19 protein-coding genes and 2 tRNA genes are annotated in these 22,586 nt (G+C 34.7%); 14 read left to right on the top strand and 7 right to left on the bottom strand.

What is annotated here, in order from left to right; genetic code table 11:
- Positions 1-4: 4 nt before the first annotated feature.
- The 12 genes from ACESQI_RS20395 to ACESQI_RS20340 all read left to right on the top strand — a co-directional run bounded on the left by ACESQI_RS20395 (position 5) and on the right by ACESQI_RS20340 (position 13,219).
- A complete protein-coding gene (locus tag ACESQI_RS20395; RefSeq protein ID WP_237977384.1) occupies positions 5-1,189 on the top strand; it encodes a hypothetical protein in 1,185 nt (394 codons plus the stop codon).
- The gene (locus ACESQI_RS20390; RefSeq protein WP_237977383.1) at positions 1,173-2,468 is read left to right on the top strand and encodes a lipid II flippase MurJ; all 1,296 of its coding nucleotides are present in this window, start codon (positions 1,173-1,175) and stop codon (positions 2,466-2,468) included. The genes ACESQI_RS20395 and ACESQI_RS20390 overlap by 17 nt, the downstream gene beginning before the upstream one ends.
- 9 nt (positions 2,469-2,477) lie before the next feature.
- Positions 2,478-3,590: a glycosyltransferase family 4 protein gene (locus tag ACESQI_RS20385; RefSeq protein ID WP_237977382.1), complete on the top strand. Its 1,113-nt coding sequence runs from the start codon at positions 2,478-2,480 to the stop codon at positions 3,588-3,590.
- Between the two features lie 23 nt (positions 3,591-3,613).
- On the top strand, positions 3,614-4,843 hold the full coding sequence (locus tag ACESQI_RS20380) for a glycosyltransferase (RefSeq protein WP_237977381.1): 1,230 nt from the start codon (positions 3,614-3,616) through the stop codon (positions 4,841-4,843).
- Positions 4,830-6,023, top strand: coding sequence for a glycosyltransferase family 4 protein (locus ACESQI_RS20375; protein WP_237977380.1), 1,194 nt, complete (start codon positions 4,830-4,832; stop codon positions 6,021-6,023). The genes ACESQI_RS20380 and ACESQI_RS20375 overlap by 14 nt, the downstream gene beginning before the upstream one ends.
- Positions 6,024-6,320: 297 nt before the next feature.
- Positions 6,321-7,343, top strand: a complete 1,023-nt coding sequence (locus ACESQI_RS20370; protein WP_237977379.1) for a radical SAM protein — start codon at positions 6,321-6,323, stop codon at positions 7,341-7,343.
- On the top strand, positions 7,340-8,431 hold the full coding sequence (locus ACESQI_RS20365; protein ID WP_373126963.1) for a glycosyltransferase family 4 protein: 1,092 nt from the start codon (positions 7,340-7,342) through the stop codon (positions 8,429-8,431). Before ACESQI_RS20370 ends, ACESQI_RS20365 begins: the two co-directional genes overlap by 4 nt.
- A gap of 17 nt (positions 8,432-8,448) precedes the next feature.
- Positions 8,449-9,084, top strand: a complete 636-nt coding sequence (locus ACESQI_RS20360) for a sugar transferase (RefSeq protein ID WP_317221491.1) — start codon at positions 8,449-8,451, stop codon at positions 9,082-9,084.
- A gap of 5 nt (positions 9,085-9,089) precedes the next feature.
- Positions 9,090-10,496: a capsule assembly Wzi family protein gene (locus ACESQI_RS20355; RefSeq protein ID WP_237977376.1), complete on the top strand. Its 1,407-nt coding sequence runs from the start codon at positions 9,090-9,092 to the stop codon at positions 10,494-10,496.
- Between the two features lie 2 nt (positions 10,497-10,498).
- Positions 10,499-11,047, top strand: a complete 549-nt coding sequence (rfbC, locus tag ACESQI_RS20350) for a dTDP-4-dehydrorhamnose 3,5-epimerase (protein ID WP_195659917.1) — start codon at positions 10,499-10,501, stop codon at positions 11,045-11,047.
- A 24-nt stretch (positions 11,048-11,071) separates the two neighbouring features.
- Positions 11,072-12,385: a UDP-glucose/GDP-mannose dehydrogenase family protein gene (locus ACESQI_RS20345; RefSeq protein WP_237977375.1), complete on the top strand. Its 1,314-nt coding sequence runs from the start codon at positions 11,072-11,074 to the stop codon at positions 12,383-12,385.
- Between the two features lie 36 nt (positions 12,386-12,421).
- Positions 12,422-13,219 (top strand): DUF4738 domain-containing protein, encoded by a 798-nt coding sequence (locus tag ACESQI_RS20340; protein ID WP_025867766.1) that lies wholly within the window; start codon positions 12,422-12,424, stop codon positions 13,217-13,219.
- Between the two features lie 74 nt (positions 13,220-13,293).
- Here ACESQI_RS20340 and ACESQI_RS20335 read toward each other — a convergent pair whose 3' ends face one another.
- Entirely contained in the window at positions 13,294-14,535 is a 1,242-nt protein-coding gene (locus ACESQI_RS20335; RefSeq protein WP_002560226.1) for a DEAD/DEAH box helicase, read from the bottom strand.
- Between the two features lie 51 nt (positions 14,536-14,586).
- Positions 14,587-15,810: a phosphoserine phosphatase SerB gene (serB, locus tag ACESQI_RS20330; protein WP_002560225.1), complete on the bottom strand. Its 1,224-nt coding sequence runs from the start codon at positions 15,808-15,810 to the stop codon at positions 14,587-14,589.
- A gap of 266 nt (positions 15,811-16,076) precedes the next feature.
- On the opposite strand from serB, the gene ACESQI_RS20325 reads away from it, so the two are divergent.
- Positions 16,077-16,583, top strand: a complete 507-nt coding sequence (locus ACESQI_RS20325) for a TlpA family protein disulfide reductase (RefSeq protein ID WP_373126960.1) — start codon at positions 16,077-16,079, stop codon at positions 16,581-16,583.
- Positions 16,584-16,775: 192 nt separating this feature from the next.
- Here the strand turns inward: ACESQI_RS20325 and ACESQI_RS20320 are convergent, their stop codons facing one another.
- Genes ACESQI_RS20320 through lon form a run of 3 tightly spaced genes read right to left on the bottom strand, consistent with a single transcriptional unit; the run spans position 16,776 to position 21,470 of the window.
- The gene (locus ACESQI_RS20320) at positions 16,776-17,873 is read right to left on the bottom strand and encodes an LptF/LptG family permease (RefSeq protein ID WP_002560223.1); all 1,098 of its coding nucleotides are present in this window, start codon (positions 17,871-17,873) and stop codon (positions 16,776-16,778) included.
- Between the two features lie 4 nt (positions 17,874-17,877).
- Positions 17,878-19,008, bottom strand: coding sequence for a tRNA guanosine(34) transglycosylase Tgt (tgt, locus tag ACESQI_RS20315; RefSeq protein ID WP_002560222.1), 1,131 nt, complete (start codon positions 19,006-19,008; stop codon positions 17,878-17,880).
- Entirely contained in the window at positions 19,005-21,470 is a 2,466-nt protein-coding gene (gene lon, locus ACESQI_RS20310) for an endopeptidase La (RefSeq protein ID WP_373126981.1), read from the bottom strand. The genes tgt and lon overlap by 4 nt, the downstream gene beginning before the upstream one ends.
- A 186-nt stretch (positions 21,471-21,656) precedes the next feature.
- Here lon and ACESQI_RS20305 point away from each other — a divergent pair, with 186 nt between their 5' ends.
- On the top strand, positions 21,657-22,361 hold the full coding sequence (locus tag ACESQI_RS20305; protein WP_373126957.1) for a tRNA1(Val) (adenine(37)-N6)-methyltransferase: 705 nt from the start codon (positions 21,657-21,659) through the stop codon (positions 22,359-22,361).
- Between the two features lie 47 nt (positions 22,362-22,408).
- On the opposite strand, the gene ACESQI_RS20300 is transcribed toward ACESQI_RS20305, so the two are convergent.
- Positions 22,409-22,483, bottom strand: a tRNA-Pro gene (locus tag ACESQI_RS20300).
- 29 nt (positions 22,484-22,512) lie between these two features.
- Positions 22,513-22,586, bottom strand: a tRNA-Pro gene (locus ACESQI_RS20295).

Below are 22,586 nucleotides of genomic sequence, written 5' to 3'. Positions count from 1 at the left end.
AAACATGATACAGCAAATTGTGTTATCGAAAAATAATCTCTTTTTCTGTTTCTTGCTTTTTGGATATGTTTTCGGAGTTATTTTATATGATTTCCTGAAGTTTGATTATACCGATGAACTTATGGCATTTTTCCTAATTTTATTTGCTGGTATAACAGTTTGGGAACGTAAAAATTATAAAGAATTATATCCATTAATATTAATTGTTTGCATATTTCTCTTTTATCTAATTTATTCATTTCTTATAGCCTCAAATGTTCCTCAAGCTATCTTGAAAGACTTTGTAATCCAAATAAAACCATTTTTAGGATTTTATTGTACATGGTTGATAGCCCCAACTTTTACCAGAAAGCAAAAGCAAATTATAAGCATAATCTGTTTAATAGTTGGTGGAATAACATTAGCAGTAGTATTGACTGGAAATATGTGGAATTTCTTTGGGCATCCTTCACGCCTTGCAACATCTGCAACTATCACAGCATTACTTTTTTTTTACTGTAGTTCATTCACATGGGAAGATATAATTATATTTTTTATTTTACTATGTATTGGTTTACTCTCTACACGTTCTAAATTTTATGGATTTTGGGGTATTACAATATTTTTGATGATCTATTTAAAAATAGGAGGAAAACTATATTTCAATATAAAAGGATTTATATGTTTGTTATTGTTAATATGTCTAGCAGTTTCTTTATCTTGGGAAAAAATTGTTATTTATTATATTGATGGCAGTATAAATGCACACCAAATGTGGAGTCGTCCTGCAATGATGTTAACTGCATTCTATCTTCTTTTGGATTATTTCCCATTTGGGTGTGGATTAGGCAGCTTTGGAACATTTGTATCTGGAGAATATTATTCTTCTATTTATGAAAAGTACGGGTTAGATCAACTTTGGGGGTTATCGAAAAACAAACCAGATTTTATATCAGATGCATATTATCCAGAATTAGCCCAGTTTGGAATAATAGGTGTAATACTTTATTTTACGTTTTGGGCATGGATAATTAAGATATCAGCAAGAAAACGTTTTATAAATATGAAACAATTTCTTTTCACACTATTAATATCACTATTTTTTCTAATAGAGGGTGTAGCTGATGCAACATTTACCCATAACCGTGGCTTATTTATTCTAATTCTATTAGGAATGGTCCTACCCTCTAAATATGAAAGAAAAAAATAATATATATAAAAAAGGAATAATATCTTCTTCTCTACTAAGTTTGATAGCAAAAGGAGTAGCTTTTATACAACAGATTAGCATTGTATATTGTTGTGGTGTGAGTAGTACTACTGATATCCATTTTTACTTATATAATCTTGCCATATTAATAGGAGGAATGATACAAATTATTACATCCTCGATACTAATACCTCGTTCTATGGAAATGCGTATTAATAAATCACATATTTCTGAAATGAAATATTTAAATTCTTTTTTTATATTATTGATTGGAATTGGAATTTTAGGAATGTTTCTTCTAGGAATAATAGGTAAAGTATTTATGACCCTAATTACAAACTTCAATTTAGAAGATATACAACATAATTATTTAATATATTTACTTTTTTTACCAACAACTCTATTATTATCCATAAATTCTTTTTTAGCTGAAATATTCGTTTCCTATAAGTATTTTACTGCCCCTATTATATTAAATCTAGGTTTAAATCTATGTATCATTCTGTCAGTACTTTTATTCCACAATCAAATTGGAGGATTTTCAATGATGGCAGGAGCTTTATCTTTAGCATTTATAGCTTTCATTTGTTTCATATATAAAATGAAGCAAATACTACACTGGAATTTTCGAATATGGAATTTTAAACTATTGAAAACATCCTTTCAACCTATTCTAGGCTTGATTGCCAATCAAAGCATTGTTATCATTGTCTCCACTTATCCTTTTTACCTACTCTCACAATTACCAATAGGATCAGTGAGCATTGTTAATTATGCCATGAAACTTATCCAAGCCCCTTATGGCATTATGCAACAAATTGCAATTGTGCTTCAGGTTAAATTAAATGAACTTCACGCTCAAAAAAAAGAAAGCGAATTATATAATATTACACAAAAAATTGCACGGAATATATTTATAATTGGTTTGATTATAGCAATTTTGACTTATGCTATGAGATATCCTATTATTCATATCATATATGGATTAGCTAATATTCCGACTAATGCAATGTTACAACTTTCTACAATTATCGGCATAGGAATTTTTTCTCTTCCGCTTATTGGATTTGGTCAAGTTTGGGTTAAATTATACTTCACTCAACGCCGTATAAAAACATATATATATACAATGACTATCATGAATTTCATATCATGTGGTATATACCACATATTTATTTTATATTTTCAAATATCAGGTTATGCCATTGCATACACTTTGGCAGAATCCTTAATGGCAATTGCTTTATGGTATAAAATAAGAAAAACAGATATTAAATAACTAAATAACATGAGAATACTAATCATCAATCCTATACTCTTTTCTGGTGACGGAAACAAATTACCGAAAGTTGATACTATTAAAGACACTATGATTTATAATATGTGCCTTGGATTTCAATCTTTAGGACATAATATCACGTTATTAGCCATCGATGATTACAAGCCAACAGAAAATGAAGTATATGATTTCGAAATATTATTTTTCAAAAATAATCTTGCAAAGATATTACCATCCCCCTTACCTTTTTCTATTGAAATGTATCTTTTTCTAAAGAAAAATGCCTCGCAATTTGATATGATATTATCAAGCGAAATATTCGGTTTTCACTCACTTTTTGCAGCAATAGTCGCACCTTCTAAAACAATAATATGGCATGAATTAGTTGCTCATCAAAAAAAATGGTTCACAGTTCCTTCCCGTTTATGGCATTCTGTTATTGTTCCTCTATTCTTTAGGCATATAAGAATAGTAATAGGACGTTCAGACAATGCAATCACATTTATTTCCCAATATATACCTAAAGATAAAATTTCAAAGGTTCCTATCGATCATGGAATAAATATACATAAATTTCAATTATCAGATTATAAAGCAAGACAATTTATTACTATTGGGCAGCTAATATATCGCAAAAATATAAATAGTATTATATACAAGTTTCATCGTTTCATAAGCCAAAAAGAATATTCTGATTTTATATTATTAATAGCTGGACGTGGCCCTTTAAAAAACGAGCTACAAAAATTAGTTTCAGACTTAGATATAAATAAGAATGTTGTATTTCTAGGATTCTTGAGTCATGAACAATTAAATAAATATTTATCAGAGTCCTACGCTTCTTTAATAGATACCAGAAATGATTTAAACATGGTATCAATACCAGAGGCAATTGTATCAGGAACTCCTATATTAACAAACACAATTCCTGCATTGGCTAACTATATTAATAAAAATAAGTTAGGAATAGCTAAAGAGCAATGGGATCATAAAGACTTGGAACAAATAGTTAAAGATAACACCTATAAAAATAATTGTTTAAAAATAAGAAATACGTTATCCACCGAAAATGTAGCAAATAAAATTATTAAAATATTTATTGAAAGTGCAATAAGTAAATAATCTTTTTATTAATAGAATAAAATATGAAAATTCTCCTAATCAATAAATATTATTATATAAAAGGCGGAGCTGATAGCGTCTTCTTTAATACAATAAAATTGCTGGAAAATCATTCTCATCAAGTTGTTCCATTTTGTACCAAACATCCCAATAATCTATCATCTCAATATGATGATTATTTTGTAAACGCACCAGAAATACGAAATTTAAATGGAGTCTGGAAAAAAATAAAAAGTATTCCTCGCTTTTTTATGAATAAAAATGCTGCATCACAACTAGATAAACTTCTAAAGCAAGAAAGGCCAGACATTGCCCACATTCATAATTTATTTAACGGAATTTCCTTATCCATTCTTCCAGTCTTAAAAAAGTATCATATACCTATTGTCATTACAATGCATGATACTCGTTTCATTTGTCCATCATCATATTTTGATTTACGAGGTAATTGGTGTAAAAAGTGCCCTAAAACATTATTTTTAAATTGTGCATTTCATCGGTGCTATCAAGATGATTATATAAATAGTGTTATGTGTGCTATGGAAATGTTTCATAAAGAATATATATTTAATTATAATGCTTATATTTCTCAATATATTTTCTTAAGTGAAAACTTTAAAAAGATGCATGCTCTTCGGCATTCTTATTTTGAAGACAAAGGTGTTGTTCTTTACAACTTCTTACCTGATTTTGAACAAAATAGATCTTATGACAAAGGAAATTATTTATTTTACTATGGACGTATTACAGCTGAAAAAGGAATTAGTACATTAGTTGAAGTCATGAAAAACTTACCACATATTCAGCTCAAAATAGCAGGAATTGGACCTTTACTTAATATATTAAAACAAACAGCACCTAAAAATGTCTGTTTTTTAGGATTTATATCTGGTAAAGAACTTTATAATCAAATTGAAAAAGCATCATTTATAGTCGTACCTTCAGAATGTGCAGAAAACAATCCCTTAACAATCATAGAATCCTATACATATGGAAAGCCTGTTATAGGTTCAAAAATAGGCGGTATCCCTGAAATAATAGATGATGGTAAAACAGGTTTTATTTTTGAAGCTTTCGACAAAAAGGATTTAGAAAGAATTATTAATGTTGCTTTATCTTTATCAAAAGAAGAATATAAGAAGATTTCAATTAATGCTAAAGAATTTGCTAATAAACATTTTAATTCTGAAACACATTATCAAACATTAATGAATATATACAATAAAGCTATTAGTAATTATGAAAATATTTGAGGTTGCAACAGGATACACTTCCATTCCAGCGAAAATGGGAGCAGCCACAGAAATAGTAGTAGAAGAGTTAACAAAATCTATGTTAAGGTTAAAACTCGATGTTACTATTATAGATATTAAAGATAAAAATAGAGATATTACTTCTTTACCTATCATTGAAACATATATTCCTCATTTTTTCACTTCCACAGATATAAAACTGGGGATTATTCATAAAATAAAACGTGTATTATATTCTATATCGCTAACTTATAAGTTACATCGGTTGCTTTCTAAACAATCAGAGAAGATTATATTACATTTTCACAACCAATATAATCTATATTTTTTCTTAAAATTAACTTCAACTAAAATACGCAAAAGAATTACTATTGTATATACAAACCACAGCTATATTTGGCAAGGACAATGGGAGCAAATTAAGAACATAGTATATAAGCGCTATTTTCAAGAAATCTATTGTTGTCAGCATGCAGATAAAGTCTTTGTTTTAAATAAAAAAACACAAGAACATCTTACTCAACAATTCAATATTGATCCTAATAAAATAAATTTAATTGCAAATGGAGTGAATACAAATATATACTATCCATTAGAAAAAACTGAGAAAGAAAATATATTAAAAAAATTGAATATAGAAAATAAATATGTACTTTTTCAAGCGGGTTCTGTATGCGAACGGAAGAATCAACTCACCGCTATTAAATTATTATTACCATTAATGAAAGAAAATCAAGATATTATTTATTTATATGCAGGTGGAATCATCGAAGCTAATTATAAAGCTGCTATAGATAGTTTCTCTCTTACCAATAATATTAGTAAACAAGTTGTTTATGTAGGAGAATTGCAACCTGGTAAAAAATTGAATGAATACTACAACATAGCAAAAGCATTTATTTTTCCTTCTACTTTAGAAGGGTTTAGCCTAGTTATTTTAGAAGCAATGTCTGCAGGTACTCCTGTCTTAGTTAGTGCAAAATCAGGCTTACAATTACCTAACAGTGGTAAATCCGGATGTATATGTTATGAAGATGAGACAGATTTTTTGAAAAAAATATCCTTTATTCTAGATGAAAAAAAGCAAAAGTTTCAAAGTCTGCAAGCACGAAATTGTATAGAACAAAAATATAGTTGGGACATAATTTCAAATGATTATTTAAATGAATTTGAATCATAAATTAACTTGCTCATCCTTTAAATAGATTTATTTCCTGATATGTAATGAATTAACTTTTGATATTCTTTGATAAGTCGTAAGTATCCGATAAAGTGCACTATACTAAATGTCTGCTTCTCTCGCTTCGAGTATATAACCATTTGATACAGTGCACCTTATCAGATACTTACAGAAATCAAAAGTCTACTAAATATATATTTATGCAAAATTTCATATGAATAATATAATTTTTATCGTTTTTTTACGTTTGGATTAAAATAACAATTTAATAAGTGACTAACAAAAGAAAGTAAAGAAATGGCTACTATACCTAATCCTACGGATATGTGCATCATTGTTACCTATCGATGTCCTATGCAATGTCAAATGTGTAATATTTGGAAATACCCAACATTAAAAGATAAAGAAATTACTCTTGCAGAAATAGAAAAACTGCCTTCTGTAAAATTTATAAATATTACAGGAGGAGAACCTTTTATACGAGAAGACTTAGAAGAAATTATAAAAATATGTTTTCGGAAATCTCAAAGAGTTGTTATTTCAACATCAGGTTGGTTTGAAGATCGTATACTGAAAATGGCGAAACGCTTCCCTAAAATAGGAATACGTATAAGTATTGAAGGATTATCACAGAAGAACGACAATCTTCGTGGGCGTACAGGAGGATTTGATAAAGGTTTACGTACTTTACTACAATTGAAAGAAATGGGAATAAAAGATATTGGATTTGGTATTACAGTATCTAACCATAATTCAGCAGATATGTTGTCACTTTATCAACTTTCTAAATCATTAGGTATGGAATTTGCTACAGCTGCATTTCATAATTCATATTATTTCCATAAAGAAGATAATTACATCACAAATAAAGAGGAAGTATGTGATAATTTCAGAACATTAATAAAGTGGCAATTAAAAGAAAGACACCCTAAATCATGGTTCAGGGCATATTTTAATATGGGATTAATTAACTATATTCAAGATAATCCAAGACTATTGCCTTGTGAAGCAGGTTTAGTGAATTTCTTTGTTGATCCTTATGGAGAAATATATCCTTGTAACGGATTGGAAGAAAAGAAATGGAAAGAGAGCATGGGTAATATCCGTAAAGTTAATTCTTTTGAAGAAATATGGTATAGCAACCAAGCAGAGAAGATACGCAAATATGTACGAAACTGCCCCAAGCATTGCTGGATGGTAGGAACAGCCTCACCAGTAATGAAGAAATACATTAGCCAACCATTTCGATGGGTAATTCGTAATAAATGGAATGTAATGACGGGTAAACCTATCCAGATAGAATTGAATAATAAGAAATGAAAATTGTAGTTACAGGAACACGAGGAATCCCCGGAATCCAAGGTGGTGTTGAAACGCATTGTGAAGAACTATTTTCACGTGTAGCAGATGAAAGACACGAAATAATAATCATTCGTCGACCAGAATATAAATCGACAGGTCATGAAATGAATATTTATAAAGGAGTGAAAATCAAAGACATTAAAGCTTTACCAGGAAAACATTTCGAGGCGATTACTCATACACTTATTGCTGTATTATATGCACGTAAAATTCATGCAGATATCGTTCATATACACGCAATAGGACCCTCTCTCATAATACCCATCGTACGTATATTAGGGATGAAAGCAGTAATGACTCACCACGGACCAGATTATGATCGTCAAAAATGGGGACAAATATCAAAAAACATCTTAAAGATAGGAGAAAAAATTGGTATAAAGTATTCCAATCACGTAATTGTTATTTCTCAATATATCCGTAATTTAGTTCGACAAAAATGCCCCGCTCAAAAAAATATTTCTCTAATTTACAATGGAGTAAACCTTGTATGTCCACAAACGAAAAATGATTATCTTACTCAACTTGGGCTGAAAGAAAAGTCTTATATTTTAGCTGTTGGACGTTTTGTAAAAGAAAAAGGATTTGATTTGCTGATAAATGCATTCAAGAATATAGAAAATAAAAATATCAAATTAGTTATCGCAGGTGACGCGGATCATGAAGACCAATATTCATTGTCATTAAAAGAAATGGCAAAAAATCAAAATGTGATATTAACTGGATTTATACAAAAGGAAGAATTATCACAACTATATAAATTTTCTAGTCTATTCGTTCTACCGTCTTTCCATGAAGGACTGCCTATCTCATTACTTGAAGCCATGAATTGTCATTGTAATGTTTTAGTTAGTGATATTCCAGCAAATAAGGAAATTGGGCTTCCGAACACTTGTTATTTTAAATGTGGTGATATTTTGAATTTGAAAAATTGTTTAGATAAGAAATTACAATCCCAACAAGATTCTTATGAATATGATATGTCATTATATAATTGGGATTACATAGCCCAACAAACTAAAAAAATTTATGATTCTTTAATGTAGAAAACAATATAGCTAAAATGAATACGTTATATCTACAAATGAATACGCATACTTTATTAAATAATTCTCCGCTAACGCGGCCAAGTTGCAGAATGATAAAACGAATATTTGATATTATAACTGCTCTAATAGTCTTGATACTATTTTTTCCATGGGTATATTTGATTATCGCCTGTTGCATAAAAATATGGATGCCAGGACCTATCTTTTTTAAGCAAAGTAGGACTGGCAAAAACGGAAAAGTTTTCATTTGCTATAAATTTAGAACTATGGATGCACGAAATAGTTCTGACGAATTTGTAGATCCACAGATAAACCAATATTCTTTAGGAAATTTTCTTCGTATGACTAGTTTAGACGAACTTCCACAATTTTGGAATGTATTAAAAGGTGATATGTCCATTATAGGTCCACGACCTCATATGTTAGTACATGATGAAGAATATACAAGTAAAATAAAAGAATATTCTACACGTTATGCAGTAAAGCCAGGCATAACCGGATGGGCACAAGTAAATGGATTACGTGGTGAAAGAGATATAGAAAGAGTGCAAATGCGTGTAAACTATGATTTATGGTATATTCAACATTGGTCATTGAGTTTAGATATTAAAATTATGTTTCGCACAATCGGAGTAATGATAAAAAAGTAATCAGTATGTTCATTAAATCGATTCTTTATAGATTTACTTTTCTATCTTTGCTTTTTGCAACTCCTTTTTCTTATGCACAAAATTTAAATACATTTGCTGAATATGGTGCTAACATACATATAGGAGATAACACACCGTTATGGCAAGTAAGTAATCAACATGGTTTTTCCTCTATAAAAAATAATACTTATGTAAGAGGAGGAGTATTTTATAAGGATACGATACATACTTGGATATTAGAGACTGGAGTAGATATGGCTATTGCCACAGGTTTTACTTCAACTTTTGTTGTACAACAAGCTTATGCTGACGTCCGTTATAAATGGATCGGTTTTTGGGCAGGAAATCGGGAACTTAACTCTCCCTTATTAAATCAACAATTAAGTAGTGGAGGATTAACATGGTCTGGGAATGCACGTCCAATTCCGCAAATAACCTTTGGAATATTAGATTATGTACATATAGCTCCTAAAATACAAGTAAAAGCTGAATTCTCTTATGGATGGTTTACAGATAGTAAATATCAAAAGAAACATGTGTCAGAGGAATATTTGTATACAAAAAAAATAAAATACCATCATAAAAGTTTTTTCTTTCGTTTTGGAAAACCCTTAGGGAAGTGGTCATTTGATCTTGGAATGAGTATAGATGATCAATTCGGGGGTTATCGTATACTTAATTCTATTGAAACTAATCTTGGTAACTCTCCTAAAGATTACCTTTATGCACTTATTCCTCAAAATGCAGGTGAAGGGAAATATTATGAGGGTAATTATTTAGGAAGCGAACATTTTAAATTAACTTATCGACATAAAAACTTTTCACTTAGTGCATATTTAGAGAACTTTTATGACGATTTCTCAGGAATGGGTAAACAAAATGGAATGGACGGTTTATGGGGAATAGAGTATAAATCAACTGAAACTGCATATATAAATGGATTAGTATTAGAATATTATCAAACGACTAATCAAAGTGGTCCGTTACATGGAATTGATTTTTCTATAGTAAAGAAAACAGGAGGATCTGATAATTATTATAATCATGACAATTATCCGGGTTGGGTTCACTGGGGAATGGCTATGGCAAATCCATTGATAACTTCACCTATATATAATAAAAATGGAGATTTAGCATTTTTATATAATCGTGTAAAAGCTATTCATCTTGGTTGGAGTGGTGATATTACCAAAGAATGGACCTACCGTGCAAAACTGTCCTTCAATCGTACTTGGGGTACTCCATTTAAACCAATCCCTGAAATTTTAGAAAATTTTTCTACCTTTGCAGAGTTTAAATATGTTCCCAATAAATGGCAAGGTTGGAGCTTTACCGGCTCCGTAGCTTTTGATATTGGAGATATTTATGGTGATAATTTGGGGTTTCAATTAAAGATTCACAAAAGTTTTTGATAATGAATTACATACAGACAGAAATTGATGGCGTATGGTTAATAGAACCTAAAATATTTTCTGACAGTAGAGGATATTTTATGGAAGCTTTTAAAAAAGAAGAGTTTGAAAAATACATTGGGCCAGTAAACTTCATACAGGATAATGAGTCTAAATCATCATTCGGTGTATTGCGTGGTTTACATTATCAAAAAGGGGAATATAGCCAGGCAAAACTGGTACGTGTCATAAAAGGAGAAGTACTTGATGTAGCAGTGGATTTACGAAAATCATCACCTACATTTGGGAAGCATGTCAGTGTTTTACTAACCGAAGAAAATAAACGCCAGTTTTTTATTCCACGTGGATTTGCTCATGGTTTTTTGGTGTTAAGCGAAGAAGCTATTTTTACTTACAAAGTGGATAATGTATATACTCCACAAGCAGAAGCATCTTTATTATATTGTGACACGTCATTAGCTATTGATTGGCCTATAGCTGAGTCTCAAGTTATTATGTCTGAGAAGGACAAACAAGCTAAAACTTTCCAAGAAGCTGAATATTTCGTATAATCCATTCAAACAAAACATCAAAATATGAAAATTGCAATTGTAGGGACCGGATATGTAGGTTTGGTTACAGGAACTTGTTTTGCTGAAATAGGTGTAGATGTAACTTGTGTTGATACTAACAGTGAAAAAATAGAAACATTAAAAAAAGGTATCATTCCTATTTATGAACCGGGGTTGGAAGAAATGGTACTCCGGAATACAAAGTCAAAACGATTGCGATTTACAACATCATTGGAAAGTTGCTTAAATGATGTAGAAGTGATATTTAGTGCGGTAGGTACACCTCCCGATGAAGACGGTAGTGCAGATCTCAGTTACGTTCTTGCTGTAGCCCATACAATCGGGCGTAATATGAATAAATATAAACTGGTAGTTACTAAAAGTACTGTGCCGGTAGGGACAGCTCAGAAAGTACGTAATGCCATTCAAGAAGAACTGGACAAAAGAGGAGTCAATATAGAATTTGACGTTGCTTCAAACCCTGAATTCCTAAAAGAAGGAAATGCCATCAGTGACTTTATGAGCCCGGATCGTGTGGTAGTGGGAGTAGAGTCGGAACGCGCAAAGAAACTCATGAGTAAACTCTATAAACCGTTCTTATTAAATAACTTCCGGGTGATCTTTATGGATATTCCTTCTGCAGAAATGACTAAATACGCAGCAAATTCAATGCTTGCTACCCGTATCAGTTTCATGAATGATATAGCAAATCTTTGTGAACTTGTAGGAGCTGATGTAAATATGGTACGTAGTGGTATTGGTTCAGATACTCGTATCGGACGTAAATTCCTTTATCCGGGAATAGGATATGGAGGATCTTGTTTCCCGAAAGATGTGAAAGCATTAATAAAGACTGCAGAACAAAATGGATATGATATGCGTGTGCTCCGTGCTGTAGAAGAAGTGAATGAAACACAGAAAAGTGCTTTATTTGATAAACTTCAGAAACTATTTGGCAATGATTTGCAAAATAAAACAATTGCTATCTGGGGACTTGCTTTCAAACCGGAAACAGATGACATGCGTGAAGCTCCTGTACTGGTACTTATAGATAAGTTGCAGCAAGCCGAATGTAATATCAGAGCATATGATCCCGCCGCCATGGAAGAATGTAAAAGGAGGATAGGGGACACCATTTATTATGCACGTGATATGTATGATGCTGTACTTGACGCAGATGTCCTGATGTTAGTTACCGAATGGAAAGAGTTTCGTTTACCTTCATGGGCAGTAATCAAAAAGACAATGGCACAACAAATTGTTTTAGATGGTCGTAATATCTATGAGAAAAAAGAAATGGAAGAACAAGGATTCATATACCATTGTATTGGGAAATAAGAAGATAATTGTGTATTTTTGCACAAAACTAAATAAATGATTAAATACGTAGCGATATCGTTGTTGACGGTCTTGCTTATGGCGTGTAATAGCACCCAAAGACAAAACTCTTCGGAACAAAATGAAGACATCAAAGCCAAGCAACTATTACAAGGAATCTGGCTTGATGATGAAAGTGATGTTCCTTTAATGCAAATCAAAGGTGATACTATTTATTATGCAGATTCACAAAGTGCCCCCATATACTTTAAAGTAATAAAGGACACTCTTTATACCTATGGAAATGAACAGACACGTTATCAGATTGATAAGCAAACAGAGTATACCTTTTCATTCCATTCCTTAGCAGATAATATTGTAAAGCTCCACAAATCAGAAGATCCCAATGATTCATTAGCCTTCTCCGGAAAGCCGGTTGAGGTTATTCCAACTTATACAGAAGTCACTAAAAAAGACAGTGTAGTAACATTTGATGGAATTCGTTATAGAGCATATGTATATATCAACCCCTCTAAAATCAGAGTAGTAAAAACCACCTATTCAGAAGACGGTATCAGTATGGATAATATATATTATGACAATATTATGCATATATGTTTATATGAGGGAAAGAAATGTTTGTATGCCAGTGATATAACAAAGCAAATGTTCGAGAAAGTAATCTCAACAGATTTCCTGCAACAATCAATTTTATCCGATATGGATTTTAAAGGTGTTGATCATAAAGGATTTCATTATCAGGCTATGGTCTGTATTCCGGAAAGTGCTGTATGTAATATTGTGAATTTATTAATTTCTTTTGATAAAAAACTCATTATTTCTGCGAACAAATAATCAAATAGAAAAAAGAAGAAATGGAGAATATCAATAATTTACAGCATTGATATTCTCCATTCTCTTTTATATATTTATTGTTTTCTCCCTCTTGAACGATCTCCGGATTTCCGTCCACCTCCCTTACGAAAGTTTCGGGATCTACCGCCACTGCCATTGCTTCGTGGATTATAAGCCGGGGCTTCACCCAATTCTGCAGGTACAGGTATTTTATAAATATCCTTTTCCAGGAAATTTTCTATATTCTTAAAGTTGGTCTGTTCTTTTTCATTTACGAATGTAAGAGCTACACCATCATTATTAGCACGTGCAGTACGTCCGATACGGTGCACATAATCTTCACTATCATGAGGAACGTCAAAATTGATCACTAAACGAATATCATCGATATCAATTCCTCTTGATACAATATCAGTCGCTACAAGGATATTAATTCTACCAGACTTAAACTCATGCATAATGAATTCCCGCTGTGCCTGTTCCAGATCCGAATGCATCTCTCCAACATTCAACTTCATCATCTTCAGAGCTTTCGCAACTTCTTTCACTTTAATTTTAGAGGATGCAAAGATAATAACACGCTCGGGTACTTCCTCCTCAAAAAGACTACGGACAATACCTAATTTTTGGTTTTCATAACATACATATGCTGCCTGAACAATCTTTTCGGCTGGTTTGGATACAGCCAACTTCACTTCTGCCGGATTATTCAGAATTGTTTTAGCCAACTGTTGAATTTTGGCAGGCATTGTTGCCGAAAACATAATTGTCTGACGCTCTTTAGGCAGATACTTTACAATTTGCATAATATCCTCATAAAAGCCCATATCGAGCATGCGGTCAGCTTCATCCAGTATGAAATAGGATACCTTTGATAAATCCACATATCCTAAACTCAGATGAGCAATCAAGCGGCCCGGAGTAGCAATTACCACATCTGCCCCAAGAGTCAACCCCTTCTTCTGTTGTTCAAAAAGCACTCCATCGTTTCCACCATATACAGCAACACTGGACACTGGCATAAAATAGGAGAATCCTTCCATTTGCTGATCTATCTGTTGTGCCAGTTCCCGGGTAGGGGACATGACAACGCAGTTAATAGCGTCCTCCGGATGCTCTCCCTCAGATAGCTTATTTAATACAGGGAGTAAGAAGGCAGCCGTCTTACCTGTACCTGTCTGAGCGACCGCAATTAAATCTCTTCCCTCAAGAATAACAGGGATTGCCTGTTCTTGTATCGGTGTGCACTCATCAAACCGCATTGCGTCGAGTGCTTCAAGTACACGATCGTTTAGTTTTAGTTCAGAAAACTTCATTTTATGCTTATTATACAAATTAATAATATCACCAATTAATCACAGGCAGATTTACATGTTCAAATATGAATCTTTGAAACCAAGAAAATAAAGTACCCCATCCAGGCCAATTGTATTAATAGACTGCTTAGCATTGGCTACTACCTTAGGTTTAGCATGAAATGCAATACCTAATCCGGCAATACCTAACATCGGAAGATCATTGGCTCCATCACCTACTGCAATTGTTTGGGCAATATCTACTTTTTCAACCTGTGCAATCAGACGGAGGAGTTCCGCTTTCCGTTTTCCATCAACCACATCACCCAAATAACGTCCGGTCAACTTACCATCTATAATCTCAAGTTCATTGGCATACACATAGTCAATGCCATATTTTTGTTGTAGATATTTTCCAAAATAAGTAAAACCTCCACTTAGAATAGCAATTTTATAACCATACTTCTTCAGGACATACATCAACCGATCTACTCCTTCCGTAATAGGCAAGTTCTCTGCTATTTCCTGCATCACCGACTCATCCAACCCTTTAAGTAATGCTACACGCTCACGGAAACTTTCTACAAAATCAATTTCTCCACGCATAGCACGCTCAGTAATCTGTTTCACCTGATCTCCCACACCAGCGCGCATTGCCAGTTCATCAATAACCTCTGTCTCTATCAAAGTAGAATCCATATCAAAACATATCAAACGACGCATACGTCGATACATATTGTCAAGCTGGAAAGAGAAATCCATTTCGAGTTCACTAGCCAGTTTCATTAACTGTTCCTGCATAACAATACGATCCTTCGGGGTACCACGAACAGAGAACTCAATACAAGCCCGTGTACGTGCTTCACACTCATTCAGAGGAATACGTCCTGTAAGACGTTTGATAGCATCAATATTCATCCCTTGTTCAGCAAGAATACGAGTAGTTGCAGCAATCTGACGAGCAGAAAGTTTACGTCCTAACAACGTAAGTATATAACGGTTCTTTCCCTGCATCTTTACCCAACTTTCATATTCCTCCGTAGATATAGGATAAAAACGAATTGTTACCCCCAAAGACGAAGCTTTGAATAATAACTCTTTCATAATAAACCCAGAATTCTGTTCCTCTGTCATACAAAGGATACCTAATGAAAGCGTATTATGAATATCCGCCTGGCCGATATCTAGAATTGTAGCATCATATTTTGCTAATATTTCTGTCACAGAAGCCGTCAATCCAGGACGGTCTTCACCTGTTATTCGGATGAGAATGAGTTCAGTATTTGAGAGTTGCATAAAAAAAATCTTTTAATCCTGCAAAAATAGAGAAAAAAGTCGGTACCTATGCTAAAGAACATAAAAAATTATGGTCAAAAAGTAAGAAATTTGCTTGTTTATTTGGAAGTTAATTTAATAAATACTTACCTTTGCGCCCGGTTTCTGAATTAAAGGCATTGACAATCAACGGATTCCTCTCCGTTTAATGCCTGGAAAGACGATGTTTCGGGGAGAAGCCACTGTTTAAGGACAGTCCCGAATAGTATTAACCAAAACCGAATTACATGAGACATGTAAAATGGATTTTTGTTGTATTACTAATTTGTTCCTTGACAGCCTTCGTTGAAAAAGACAAACCTACCGGAGGCTTAAGTGTGGGTGACGTAGCCCCTGATTTTCGAATCGAATCTACGTCAGGGGAGCAACGCCCTCTTAAATTGGCTGACTTAAAAGGTCGGTATGTGTTGCTAAGTTTTTGGGCAAGTTATGATGCACAGTCCCGGATGCAAAACGTAAGTTTGAACAATGTACTTCGGTCTGATATGCCCAATGTGGAAATGGTTTCTGTGTCATTTGACGAATATCGTTCGGTATTTGAAGAAACTATTCGTAAGGATCAAATAGTTACGCCCACTTGTTTCGTGGAAACTAAAGGCGAAGATTCCGGTTTATTTAAAAGATACCGTTTGAACCGGGGTTTCACTAACTATTTATTAGATGGAAATGGTGTTATTATAGCCAAAAACATCTCTGTTGCAGAACTCTCTGCTCACATAAAAGAAATCGGATAAAATAATATTCTGACTTCAATAAAAAGTGTAAGGAGAGAGGGGAATTTCCTGAATAAATAAAGATGTTCAGGAATAGACAAAAGAGGAAATGAATACAACAAAAAGAGTCCCGTCTACTTAAAAGTTGACGGGACTTTTTCTTTAAAGATTCAGATTACTCTTTTAATCATCTGCCATTACAGAAAATAAGCATTATTTAGGAGCCTTTTTATATAAGTAGAATGCTATGAATGCATACAATACATTCGGTATCCATACCGCAACTACAGGAGGAACATTTCCATTAACAGCAAAAGTCGAAGTAATTGTCTGGAAAAGGATATACGAGAAACTTAGTGCAAGCCCGATTCCCAAATGCAGTCCCATTCCTCCCTTGGTTTTTCTTGATGACAGGGATAAACCTATCACAGTTAGAATGAACGACGCAAAAGACATGGCAATACGCTTATGATATTCAATTTCAAACTCTTTGATATTGGCAAATCCACGCCTCCGTTGCTTATCAATGTATTCACTCAACTGAGGGCTGGTAAGCATTTCCTGTTGATTCTTCATAATCAGAAAATCAGATGGATCCATATTTATAATAGAATCCATTCTATCCCCCTTTATGATATTTTCTTTCAAGCCATCCAGTTCACGTATCATATAATCATGAATAGTCCATTTGTTTACAGTAGTTGTATCATATACAATACGACGTGCTGTCAGGTGAGAAATCAGTTTCTTATCAACAAATTTATCCAGCGAAAAACGATTTCCGGTCTTATTATAATCCTGATAATTATCAATGTAAGCTATTACGCCGTCAGCCACCTCAAGTTGCACATTACGTGCGCTACCTTTCTTTTTGGGCTTTACATACCTATCCTCAAAGTTCAAACGCGTTACACTTCCTTTAGGTATTACATATGATCCCAACATAAAAGTAGCTACTGCAATAACGGCTGCCGATATCATATAAGGACGCATCAGACGCTTAAAACTCATTCCGGTGGAGAACATAGCAATAATCTCTGAATTCTCTGCCAGCTTTGAAGTGAAGAAAATTACGGCAATAAATACAAACAACGGACTGAATAAATTCGCAAAGTAGGGAATGAAGTTCATATAATAATCAAAGACGATTGCAGTCCAGGGCGCTTCACGCTCCATAAACTTATCCATCTTCTCATTGAAGTCAAACACTACAGCGATAGAGATAATCAACGCAATAGCAAATACGTATGTCCCCAAGAACTTCTTGATGATATACCAGTCCAGCAGTTTGATAAAACGATTGCTTTTCATTTAATTATAGTCTTGTTGACACCCTTTTTACCATCATCGGCTTCCATGTAGAGAAATCCCCGGCAATAATGTGTTTACGTGCCTCACCTACCAACCAGAGATAGAATGCCAGATTATGGATAGAAGCAATCTGCATAGCCAATAACTCTTGCGCATGAAACAGATGACGCAGATAAGCTTTACTGTATAAAGTATCTACGCAAGAAGCGCCATCAGCTTCAATAGGAGAGAAGTCCATTTCCCATTTTTTATTACGCATGTTTATAATACCATCCTTGGTAAATAACATTCCATTCCGACCGTTTCGAGTAGGCATTACACAGTCAAACATGTCAACTCCACGTTCAATACCCTCCAGAATATTCACCGGCGTACCGACTCCCATCAGGTAACGGGGTTTGTCTTTCGGCAAAATGTCGTTTACAACTTCAATCATCTCATACATTTTATCCACAGGCTCACCCACGGCAAGTCCTCCAATGGCATTTCCATCCGCTCCTTTAGAGGCAACAAACTCTGCTGATTGTTTACGTAGGTCTGTGTATACACACCCTTGGACTATAGGGAAAAGAGATTGATTATAGCCATATTTAGGTTCCGTTTCATTAAAACGCTGAATACACCTGTCAAGCCAACGGTGTGTCAGTCCTAATGACTTTTTGGCATATGCATAGTCAGAATCTCCCGGAGGACATTCATCAAATGCCATCATAATATCCGCACCGATAGTACGTTCAATATCCATCACTTTCTCAGGAGTAAAAACATGTTTACTTCCATCAATATGTGAACGAAACTCAGCGCCTTCTTCACGCAGTTTACGGATACCTGCCAACGAAAAGACCTGAAACCCACCACTATCAGTCAACATCGGACGATCAAAACCGTTGAATTTATGTAATCCACCGGCTTTTTCAATGACCTCCAATCCCGGACGCAAATAAAGATGATACGTGTTACCCAATATGATCTGAGCCTCAATATCCTCTTTCAATTCTGTCAGGTGTACACCTTTCACTGTGCCAAGTGTACCCACCGGCATAAATATAGGAGTTTGTATCTGCCCGTGGTCTGTTGTAATCAGACCTGCACGGGCATTACTTTTTGCGTCTGTATATTGTAATTCAAATGTCATTCCTGGCTGGCTTTCTTTACAGATAAATCAATGGCATCAGCCACCTTCTCGTTAGTCAATGCAATTGCAAATACTTCTTTCACATCAGTTACATAGTGGAATGTCAGTCCTTTAAGATAAATCTCCTGAATCTCATCTATGTTCTTTTTGTTCTCGGCACTCATTATAATCTCTTTAATCCCTGCACGTTTAGCTGCAAGAATTTTTTCCTTAATACCGCCCACCGGAAGCACTTTACCGCGAAGAGTTATTTCACCGGTCATTGCCAGATTTGCTCTCACTTTACGTTGTGTCAACGCAGAAGCCAATGAAGTAGCCATAGTAATACCTGCTGACGGACCATCTTTAGGGATAGCACCTTCCGGAACATGAATATGAATATTCCAATTATCAAATATCTCTTCGTCCAGATTCAGCAATGAAGCATGCGCTTTGATATATTCAAGTGCCAGCATAGCAGACTCTTTCATTACATCCCCCAAATTGCCCGTTAAAGTCAAGCGTCCACCTTTACCGCGGCTCAAACTTGTTTCAACAAATAAGATTTCACCTCCAACAGCAGTCCATGCCAATCCTGTCACAACACCTGCGTAGTCATTACCCTGATATTTGTCACGGGTATATTCAGGTGCTCCCAGAAAATCATATAAATCGGCAGGCTTAATCTCAGTCTTTAAAAAATAACCATCTGTAGCATACTGGCGGACCGATTTACGAAGTATCTTACCGATCTTCTTCTCCAACTCACGCACCCCACTTTCACGAGTATAAGACTCTATAATAGCCTCCAATGTATCTTTTGGGATCTTAATATCAGTCTTTTTCATTCCGTTTGCTTCCAACTCTTTTGGAACCAGATGCTTACGGGCAATCTCAACCTTTTCTGCCGTGATGTAGCCACTAACCTCAATCAGTTCCATACGGTCAAGCAATGGTCCAGGTATCGTGTTCAGATTATTGGCAGTAGCAATAAACATCACTTTAGACAAGTCATAATCCACATCAAGGAAGTTGTCATGAAACGTTGTATTCTGTTCCGGATCGAGCACTTCCAGTAAAGCAGATGAAGGGTCTCCCTGACGATCTGCACTTACTTTATCAATCTCATCTAAAATAAATACCGGATTGGAAGAACCTGCCTTTATCAAACTCTTTATAATTCGTCCCGGCATAGCACCGATATAGGTTTTACGATGTCCGCGAATCTCGGCTTCATCATGTACACCTCCTAAAGACATACGAATATACTTCCGTTTCAGAGCAGCAGCGATAGATTTCCCCAAAGAAGTCTTACCAACTCCCGGAGGTCCATACAGACAGATAATCGGTGATTTCATATCACCTTTCAGTTTCAGAACAGCCAAATGTTCAAGAATACGCTCTTTCACCTTTTCCAGACCATAATGATCTTTATTCAGTGTTTTCTCTGCATTCTTCAGATTCAAATTATCCGTTGTATATACATTCCACGGCAAACTAAGCATCGTTTGCAGATAGTTCAACTGTACACTAAAATCAGGAGATTGCGGATGCGTACGTTCCAATTTGGCCAACTCTTTCAAGAAGAGGGTACGTACTTCTTCGCTCCATTTCATTTTATACGCTTTATTGCGCATTTCTTCTATTTCCTGCTCCTGTCCACTGCCACCCAATTCATCCTGAATTGTTTTAATTTGCTGCTGCAAGAAATATTCACGCTGCTGCTGGTCTATATCTTCACGGGCACGCATCTGAATAGACGCTTTAATTTCAGCAAGCTGGACCTCCCGGTTCAAGATCTCCAACAGACGATAAGTACGCTCTCTCAATGAATCGTAACGGAGTAATTCTATCTTCTCGTCCTTTTTTAAAGGTAAATTAGTGCAGATAAAATCTACCAGAAACATATGGTTACTAATGTTTTTGATAGCAAATGCAGAATCCTGATGCAAAGAATCCGAAGATTTAATATAGCGTATTGTCAAGTCTTTGCAAGTTTCAACCAGAGCTTGAAATTCCTTATCATTTTTGTCAGGCATTATTTCATCTTTCACTTCGATGCTGCCCTTCAGATAAGGATGGGTTTCTGTAATACCCGTCAATTCCAAACGTTTCAATCCCTGTAAAATAACAGTTGTCGTTTGATCAGGCATTTCCAGAATACGCACAATTTTCCCAATGGTTCCAATTGTGTGCAGATCTTCAAATTGAGGTTCATCTGTCTGAGCTACTTTCTGACAAACAACCGCTATATTCATATTTTTCTTTTCAGCCTCACGTATTAATCTCAAGGATGACTTCCTACCCACTGAAACCGGCATAAATACCCCCGGAAACAACACCATATTACGAAGGGGAAGTACCGGAAGAGTATCACCTGATTTGATTTTCACATCGAACATTTGCTCTTCATTTCCTTCAAAATCGGCGATCAGTGAGAATGCATTATCATCTGAATCTTCCATAAAGTATTTTTCTCTCATCATTTCGTTTAAATTAGTTTATGTCATTATATGGGCATAAATTGTTTGCAAAGTTAATCGATTATTCATTAATAATAAAGCCCACGTACGATAAAAACACAAAAACAATGCCAAATTATACCGTTTACCGAACGTTATCTCATAATAATTATTTATTTTTGGCAATTTCCATAAGATATTAGCAAAATGCCAAATCCATATTTCCAATTCAAACAGTTCACCGTATGGCACGACAAATGTGCTATGAAAGTAGGAACAGACGGAGTACTACTCGGTGCATGGTCCAGTGTTAAGAACGCCCAAAGAATACTCGACATTGGAACAGGAACCGGATTAGTAGCTTTAATGCTTGCCCAGCGTAGCAACGCTTTTATTGTTGCCCTCGAAATAGACTGTGCCGCTGCCAAACAGGCTACAGAAAACGTGGTACACTCTCCCTGGCAAGATAGGATAGAAGTGTTACAGGTAGATTTTAAACAGTATACTTCTACTACACGTTTTGATGTCATAGTCTCTAACCCTCCATATTTCGTAGACTCTTTAAAATGCCCTGATCAGCAAAGAAATGCTGCCCGGCACAATAATGAGTTAACTTATGAGGATTTGTTTAGCGGAGTATCACAACTTCTTTCAGAAGATGGAGAATTTACTGTCGTCGTGCCTACAGATGTTTCGGACAGTATAAAAGAAGTTGCCTCCAACCACTCTTTATATCCATGCAGGCAACTGAATGTTATCACCAAACCCGGATTACCCCCTAAAAGAACCTTGATAACTTTTGTTTTCAAAAAGCAGGAATGCCGGACAGAAGAACTATTAATAGAACTAACCCGCCATCAATACAGTAAGGAATACATTGAACTAACCAGAGAATACTACCTGAAAATGTAATAAAAAAAGAGGCAACCACATGAATGATGTAATTGCCTCTTTTTTTGTCGGGGTAGCGGGATTCGAACCCACGACCCCCTGCTCCCAAAGCAGGTGCGCTAACCGGACTGCGCTACACCCCGAATACTTTTCAATTGAACCCCCTTCTTTGTCGGGGTAGCGGGATTCGAACCCACGACCCCCTGCTCCCAAAGCAGGTGCGCTAACCGGACTGCGCTACACCCC

Source organism: Bacteroides sp. HPS0048 (assembly GCF_964240755.1).
GTDB lineage: Bacteria > Bacteroidota > Bacteroidia > Bacteroidales > Bacteroidaceae > Bacteroides > Bacteroides nordii.
The sequence above is the reverse complement of the archived record's forward strand: the minus strand, read 5'-3'. Positions and strand labels throughout refer to the sequence as shown.